This window comes from Variovorax sp. P4_D9 (assembly GCF_056401695.1).
Window position 1 is genome coordinate 1 of record NZ_JBFUIU010000488.1, and the last position, 6863, is coordinate 6863.

General features: G+C 68.8%; 8 protein-coding genes and 1 pseudogene. 5 read left to right on the plus strand and 4 right to left on the minus strand.

All coding sequences use genetic code 11. The features are described 5' to 3' along the window. Both AC1DY5_RS36215 and AC1DY5_RS36220 read left to right on the plus strand, forming a co-directional pair. Window positions 1–1377: ABC transporter permease (locus tag AC1DY5_RS36215; protein WP_478119312.1), on the plus strand; the 1377-nt coding region annotated here is incomplete at its 5' end. A 2-nt stretch (window positions 1378–1379) separates the two neighbouring features. Further along, window positions 1380–2459, plus strand: a complete 1080-nt coding sequence (locus AC1DY5_RS36220; RefSeq protein WP_478119313.1) for a lipocalin-like domain-containing protein — start codon at window positions 1380–1382, stop codon at window positions 2457–2459. On the opposite strand, the gene AC1DY5_RS36225 is transcribed toward AC1DY5_RS36220, so the two are convergent. Beyond that, on the minus strand, window positions 2441–2794 hold the full coding sequence (locus AC1DY5_RS36225; protein WP_478119314.1) for a hypothetical protein: 354 nt from the start codon (window positions 2792–2794) through the stop codon (window positions 2441–2443). The genes AC1DY5_RS36220 and AC1DY5_RS36225 overlap by 19 nt on opposite strands. A 417-nt stretch (window positions 2795–3211) precedes the next feature. On the opposite strand from AC1DY5_RS36225, the pseudogene AC1DY5_RS36230 reads away from it, so the two are divergent. From AC1DY5_RS36230 to AC1DY5_RS36240, 3 genes and pseudogenes are all read left to right on the plus strand, one after another. Continuing rightward, window positions 3212–3268 (plus strand): annotated as a pseudogene (locus AC1DY5_RS36230) (hypothetical protein); the annotation flags it as partial. Window positions 3269–3374: 106 nt separating this feature from the next. After that, the gene (locus AC1DY5_RS36235; protein WP_478119315.1) at window positions 3375–3560 is read left to right on the plus strand and encodes a hypothetical protein; all 186 of its coding nucleotides are present in this window, start codon (window positions 3375–3377) and stop codon (window positions 3558–3560) included. 16 nt (window positions 3561–3576) lie between these two features. Continuing rightward, on the plus strand, window positions 3577–4182 hold the full coding sequence (locus AC1DY5_RS36240) for an O-linked N-acetylglucosamine transferase family protein (protein ID WP_478119316.1): 606 nt from the start codon (window positions 3577–3579) through the stop codon (window positions 4180–4182). On the opposite strand, the gene AC1DY5_RS36245 is transcribed toward AC1DY5_RS36240, so the two are convergent. The 3 genes from AC1DY5_RS36245 to AC1DY5_RS36255 form a co-directional block, all read right to left on the minus strand. Beyond that, window positions 4148–5137, minus strand: a complete 990-nt coding sequence (locus AC1DY5_RS36245) for a branched-chain amino acid ABC transporter permease (RefSeq protein WP_478119317.1) — start codon at window positions 5135–5137, stop codon at window positions 4148–4150. The two genes, AC1DY5_RS36240 and AC1DY5_RS36245, sit on opposite strands and share 35 nt — an antisense overlap. 22 nt (window positions 5138–5159) lie before the next feature. Further along, on the minus strand, window positions 5160–6035 hold the full coding sequence (locus AC1DY5_RS36250; RefSeq protein ID WP_478119318.1) for a branched-chain amino acid ABC transporter permease: 876 nt from the start codon (window positions 6033–6035) through the stop codon (window positions 5160–5162). 41 nt (window positions 6036–6076) lie between these two features. Next, on the minus strand, window positions 6077–6863 hold a 787-nt coding region (locus tag AC1DY5_RS36255; protein ID WP_478119319.1), incomplete at its 5' end, for an ABC transporter substrate-binding protein.

Below are 6863 nucleotides of genomic sequence, written 5' to 3' on the forward strand. Positions count from 1 at the left end.
GCCGGCGGCGGCGCGCACCGCCTCGCGCTGCTGCTGATTGCGGCCGGCGRCGCGCTGGCCATGGCGCCGGCGATGTTCGGCATCCCGATCGCGGCCTACCTGTCTGTGGGCTTCCTCCTGGTCGGCGGCATCTCGGCGCTGCCGTGGCTGATCGCGGGCGTCTACGACCGGCTCGCGCCACTGGCCGAACACCGGCTGCTGCCGCTGCTGGCGATCGAGCGCGCGCGGCGCATGCGCGGCACGGCCGCGGTGGCGGTCAGCGGCGTGGTCGCCAGCCTGAGCCTCGCGGTGGCGCTGACCGTGATGGTCGCCAGCTTCCGCGACTCGGTCACGCGCTGGCTCGATGTCGTGCTGCCGGCCGACCTGTACCTGCGCAGCGCCGCCGGCCCCGGCGGCGAACAGGCGCTGTTCCCGCCCGCCTTCGTGCAGGCGCTCGGTCAGCTGCCCGGCATCGCGCGCACCGGCACGCTGCGCACGCGCGCGCTGTCGATCGATCCGGCGCGGCCCGCGGTCACGCTGATCGCGCGCAGCCTCGACGCCGAGGTCGGCCGTTCGCTGCCCTTGCTCGGCGCCGCGCTGCCGGTGCCGGCGGGACAGACCGGCATCTACGTCAGCGAGGCGATGGTCGAGCTCTACGGCGCCCGCGCGGGCAGTGCCTTCGAAGCCCTGGCACGTGCCTGGGGACCGGTGCGCGGCGGTCAGCCGCCACCGGTCTTCTTCGTCGCCGGCGTCTGGCGCGACTACGTCCGGCAGTTCGGCGCCGTCACGATGGACGCGCGCGATTTCGAGCGCCTCACGGGCGATGTCGGCGCCAGCGACATCGGGCTGTGGCTGGCGCCGGGCGCGAGCGAAGGCGCGGTGCAGCAGGCGGTACAGGCGCTGGCGGCGCGCGAGGCCGCGGCGGCCGAGCCGGTCGAGATCGCCTCGGTGGCCCTGATCCGCGCCACCTCGCTGCGCATCTTCGACCGCAGCTTCGCCGTCACCTATTGGCTGCAGGCGGTGGCGATCGCGATCGGCCTGTTCGGCATCGCGGCCAGCTTTAGCGCCCAGGTGCTGGCGCGGCGCAAGGAGTTCGGCCTGCTCGCGCACCTGGGCTTCACGCGCGGCCAGGTGCTGGCGATCGTGGCCGGCGAAGGCGCGGCCTGGACCGCCATCGGCGCCATCGCGGGCCTCGGGCTCGGGCTCGCGGTGTCGGTGGTGCTGGTGCACGTGGTCAACCCGCAGAGCTTCCACTGGACGATGGACCTGCTGGTGCCCTGGGTGCGACTGGCCGCGCTGTGCGCCGCGGTGGTCGCGGCCGGCACCGTCACGGCCTGGGTCGCGGGCCGCGCCGCCGCGGGCCACGACGCGGTGATGGCGGTCAAGGAGGACTGGTGACGATGCGGCCCCTGAATGCATCCACGCGGGGCGTCCACGGCTGGTCGCGCCGCGCCCTGCTGCTGGCGACGTTCGCGGTGCCGGCGGCCTGGGCGCTGCCGCCGCGCACGCTGCAGTTCCCGCGCGACTTCGGCAGCCATCCCGACCTGCGCACCGAGTGGTGGTACATCACCGGCCATGCGAACGCCGGCGCGCGCGAGTTCGGCTTCCAACTGACCTTTTTCCGCTCGCGCGTCGATGCCACGCAGGCGATGCGATCCGCCTTCGCGGCCAAGCAGTTGATCTTCGCGCATGCGGCGATCACCGATCTCGAAGGCCGCAAGTTGTGGCACAACCAGCGCATCGCGCGCGAAGGCTTCGGCGTTGCCTCGGCGTCGGAAGCCGACACCGGCGTTCGTCTGCGCGACTGGTCGCTCGAGCGCGACGGCAGCGGCTACGCGGCGCGCCTGCCGGCCTCGGGCTTCACGATCGACCTGCGCTTCGACCCGACCCAAGAGGTGCTGCTGCAAGGCAGCGCCGGACTCTCGCGCAAGGGGCCCGATCCCGAGCAGGCCAGCTATTACTACAGCGAGCCGCAGCTCGCCGCCGCGGGCAGCCTGAGCCTGCAAGGCCGGCGCTTCGAGGTGCAGGGCCGCGCCTGGCTCGACCACGAATGGAGCGAGGCGCTGCTGCATCCCGACGCAGTGGGCTGGGACTGGATCGGCATGAACCTGTTCGATGGCGGCGCGCTGACGGCCTTCAGGCTCCGGCGCCGCGACGGCTCGGCCTTGTGGCACGGCGGCTCGCTGCGCACGGCCGACGGCCGGCTGCAGGTGTTCGGCCCGGACGCCCTGCGCTTCGAGGCCGAGGCCCGCTGGACCAGCCCGCGCACGCGCGCCGTCTATCCGACGCGATGGCGCATCGATACGCCGGCCGGCGCCTTCGCCGTGCGGGCCTTGCTCGACGACCAGGAACTCGACGGCCAGGGTTCGACCGCCACCGTGTACTGGGAAGGGTTGAGCGAACTGCTCGATGCCGGCGGCAAGCCGGTGGGCCGCGGCTACCTCGAACTGACGGGCTACGGTCAGGCGCTGAGGCTCTGAGCACGGTCGTCGGCAGCGACGCCGTCGAAGACCAGTTGCCCGCGCAGCCAGGCGAGGAACTCCGCCTCGACCTGCGCCCTTGCCTCGATCGTCCACGCGCTCCAGCGCCGCTCGACCTTGCGAGCCCACTCGTCGAGCAACGCCAGCACGGCCGGCGCCACACCCGCCGCTTTCGCCAGGACCCGGCAATGGCACACCCGTGCATGCAGCTGGTACAGCGACGCCTCGCCGTGCAGGTAGCGGCGTCCGGCGTCGAAGAGCCGACGCAGTTCGGGCAGCTGCGGCAAGCTGGCGCGGGCGGGCACGGATTGCAGGGCCGCCGCGGTCGATTTCATGCGCGGGCCCGATTCAACAGACGGAAACTGCTCAGGGTCGATGGTCGGCATCAGGAAGGAAAGGTGCGTGGGGGCCCGCCTTCGTGTGGCAGCCGAGGCCGATGATCCGCCGTCCGGCCCCCAGCGCCCATCAGACGGGTCTGAAAGCGCAGCATCCGAGGCGTGCGCAAGACGAGGCTACGGGGGCCGCAATGCGGGGTCTTCGAACACGCCCGAAATCACGCGCAATGCCGCAGTCCCTTTCCCGATATGCGCCGCGACATCGCGCATTGCTCGGAGCGACGGCCTGGAGGACAAAAAGGGGGGCGCGCCGCTAGAGTGCCCGTTGCCTATGCATGAACCGATCCCGCGCCCCCAAGCCTCACCCGCTGCAACCTGCTGGCCCGCAGCTTCCAGGCCAGCCGGCGCGACGAAGCCCTGCACTGCTACCAGCAGGCCCTGGCCGCCAAGCCCGACTACGCCAATGCCCATACCAACCTGGGCTTCGAACTCGAGAACCGCAAGGATCTCGCGGCCGCCGAGCAATGCTATCGCGAGGCCCTGCTCTCTGGCAGGCCCTCGTCGGCGCGGCTCGGCGCGGATGATCGCCGCGCAGGATCCGACGCAGTCCGAAGTGTTCCTCTATGCCTACGGCCCGCGGGTCGACGATGCGCCGCGCGGTGCGCTGCAGCAGCGGCCGACCACTTCATCGACATCGGCGGCGTGGACGACCTCGATGCTGCGCGGCGCATCCGCGACGACGGCATCGACGTCCTGGTCGACCTGACCGGTGCTTCAACCAGATGTTCAAGCTCAATCCGCAGCTATGGGACGACTGGTGCCACATCCTGCAGGCGGTGCCGGGCAGCGTGTTGTGGCTGGCGCCGCCCGGATTCGAGACGACCGCGCGGAACCAGCGCGACGAGACCGCCCGGCGCGGCGTCGCGCCCGAGCGCCTGGTCTCGCCCAGCGCCAGCCGCTGGCCCGCGCACCAGGCGCCGATCGCGCTGGCCGACATCGCGCTGAACCCTTCGGGCACCACGACCAGCGACGTGCTGCGCGCGGGTGTGCCGCTCGTGACGTGCGCGGGCGAGACCTTTGTCAGCCGCATGTCGGCGAGCCTGTGGCACGCCGTCGGATTGCCCGAAATTGGTGAGCACGGACAGCACGGGCTACAGGCGACTGGCGATCGGATTGGCGCAGGATGCGCCGCGGCGCCGCGCCCTTGCGTGCCATCTTGGCCGAACGCGTGCCGGCCTCGTCCTTATTCAAGCCCGAGCGCTTCGCGGGACAGTTGGATGCCTTGTTTCGTTCGATGCACACGCGGGGCGCTGGAGGGCCGAAGGGAAACCATCCTGCTGACGGCGAAGCCGCTCAGCCTCTCGCCGCCCCGCGCCGCCGATCGATAAACGCGATGATCTCGCCCATGATCCCGCGCCGGAAAGCCAGCACGCAGATCACGAAGATCAGCCCCGTGACCATGGTCACCGACTCGCCCAGCGTGTTGAACCAGTCGACGGTCGAGATGCGCGCCAGCAGGTGGCCCAGTTCGCCGATCTTGTTCTCGAGCAGCACCACCACGGCCGAGCCGACCAGCGGGCCCGACAAGGTGCCGAGGCCGCCGACCAACGTCATCAGGATGACCTGGCCCGAGGCGCTCCAGTGCACGTCCGACAGCGTCGCGAAGCCCAGCACCAGCGTCTTGAGCGAGCCCGCGAGGCCCGACAGCGCGGCCGAGATCACGAAGGCCAGCAGCTTGAAGCGGCTGACGTCGTAGCCCAGCGAGAGCGCGCGCGGCTCGTTCTCCTTGATGCCCTTCAACACCTGGCCGAAGGGCGAATGGATGGTGCGCACGATCAGCAGGAAAGCGGCCACCACGATCACCAGCGTGACGTAGTACATCGCGAGGTCGCTCTGCAGGTCGATGAAGCCGAAGAGCTTGCCGCGTGGCACGCCCTGCAGGCCGTCCTCGCCGCCCGTGAACTTGGCCTGCAGCGCGACGAAGAACACCATCTGCGCCAGCGCCAGCGTGATCATCGCGAAGTAGATGCCCTGGCGGCGGATCGCCAGGATGCCGAAGACCCAGCCCAGCAATGCGCCGGCCGCGGTGCCCGCGATGAGGCCGAGTTCGGGCGTCAGGCCCCAGACTTTCATTGCATGGCCGGCCACGTAGGCTGAGCCGCCGAGGAAGGCCGCATGGCCGAAGGACAGCAGCCCGGTATAGCCGAGCAGCAGGTTGAAGGCCGAGGCGAACAGTGCGAAGCACATCAGCTTCATCACGAACACCGGGTAGGCGCCGGCGAAAGGGGCGACGAGCAGCGCGATCAACAGCAGCGCGTAGACGACAGGGGTGATTTTTCTCATGGCTCTATGCGTTGGGGCCGCGTCATTTCTCTTTGCCGAACAGGCCGGCCGGACGGATGAGCAGCACGATCACCATGATCACGAACACGACGGTCGAGGAAGCCTCGGGATAGAACACCTTGGTCAGGCCTTCGATGACACCGAGCCCGAGCCCGGTCAAGATTGCGCCCATGATCGAGCCCATGCCGCCGATCACCACGACCGCGAACACCACGATGATCAGGTTCTGCCCCATCAGCGGCGAGACCTGGATCACCRGCGCCGCCAGCACGCCCGCGAAGGCGGCTAGCGCGACGCCGAAGCCGTAGGTCAGCGTGATCATCAGAGGCACGTTGACGCCGAAGGCTTCGACCAGCCGCGGGTTCTCGGTGCCGGCGCGAAGGTAGGCGCCGAGCCGCGTCTTCTCGATCACAAACCAGGTCGCGAAACAGACCACCAGCGATGCCACCACCACCCAGGCCCGGTAATTGGGCAGGATCATGAAGCCGAGGTCGGTGGCGCTGGCGAGCGCGTCGGGCGTGTCGTAGGCCAGGCCCGAGACGCCGTAGATCGAGCGAAACACGCCTTCGATCAAGAGTGTCAGGCCGAGCGTGAGCAGCAGGCCGTAAAGATGGTCGAGCTTGTAGATCCAGCGCAGCAGCAGGCGCTCGATCAGGATGCCGAACAGCCCCACGATGACCGGCGCCACCGCCAGCATGACCCAGTAGTTGACGTCGAAGTAATTCATCGCCATCCAGGTCAGCACCGCCCCCAGCATGAACAGCGCGCCGTGCGCGAAGTTGATGACGTTGAGCAAGCCGAAGATCACTGCGAGCCCGAGGCTCAGGATCGCGTAGAACGACCCGTTGACCAGCCCCAGGAGGAGCTGGCTCAAGAGAGCGGGCAGTGATATTTGCATGACGAGAAGATGGCGATAAACGAGGAGGTCAGGAGATCAGATCACTTCCAGATGGCGCATTTGCTCTCGGCCCTGGTCGTGAAGACCTCGTCGCCGGGCAGCTTGGCGACCACCTTGTAGTAGTCCCAGGGCTGGGTCGACTCGCTCGGCGACTTGACCTGCATCAGGTACATGTCGTGCACCATGYGGCCGTCCGCGCGGATCGAGCCCTTGGCGTAGAAGTCGTTGATCGGCATCTTCTTGAGCTCGGCCATCACCTTGTCGGCGTCGGTGCTCTTGGCCGCCTGGACGGCCTTCAGGTAGGTCATCGTGGCCGAGTAGTCGGCGGCYTGGATGTCGGTCGGCATGCGCTTGGTCTTGTCGAAGAACTTCTTGCCGAAGGCGCGCGTCTGCTCGTTGAGGTTCCAGTCCCAACTGGTGGTCAGCAGCAGGCCTTCGGTGTTCTTGAGACCCAGGCTGTGGATGTCGGTGATGAAGACCAGCAGGCCGGCCATCTTCATGCTCTTCGTGATGCCGAATTCCTTCGCCGCCTTGATCGCGTTGATGGTGTCGCCGCCGGCATTCGCAAGACCCAGGATCTGCGCCTTCGAGTTCTGCGCCTGCAGCAGGAAGGACGAGAAGTCCGAAGCGTTGAGCGGATGCTTGACGCTGCCGACCACCGTGCCGCCCTTCTCCTTCACGACCTTGGCTGTGTCGCCCTCGAGCGCCGCGCCGAAGGCATAGTCGGCCGTCAGGAAGAACCAGTTCTTGCCGCCGTTCGCGACCACCGCCCCGCCCGTGCCCTTGGCCAGCGCGACGGTGTCGTACGCATAGTGGACGGTGTACGGG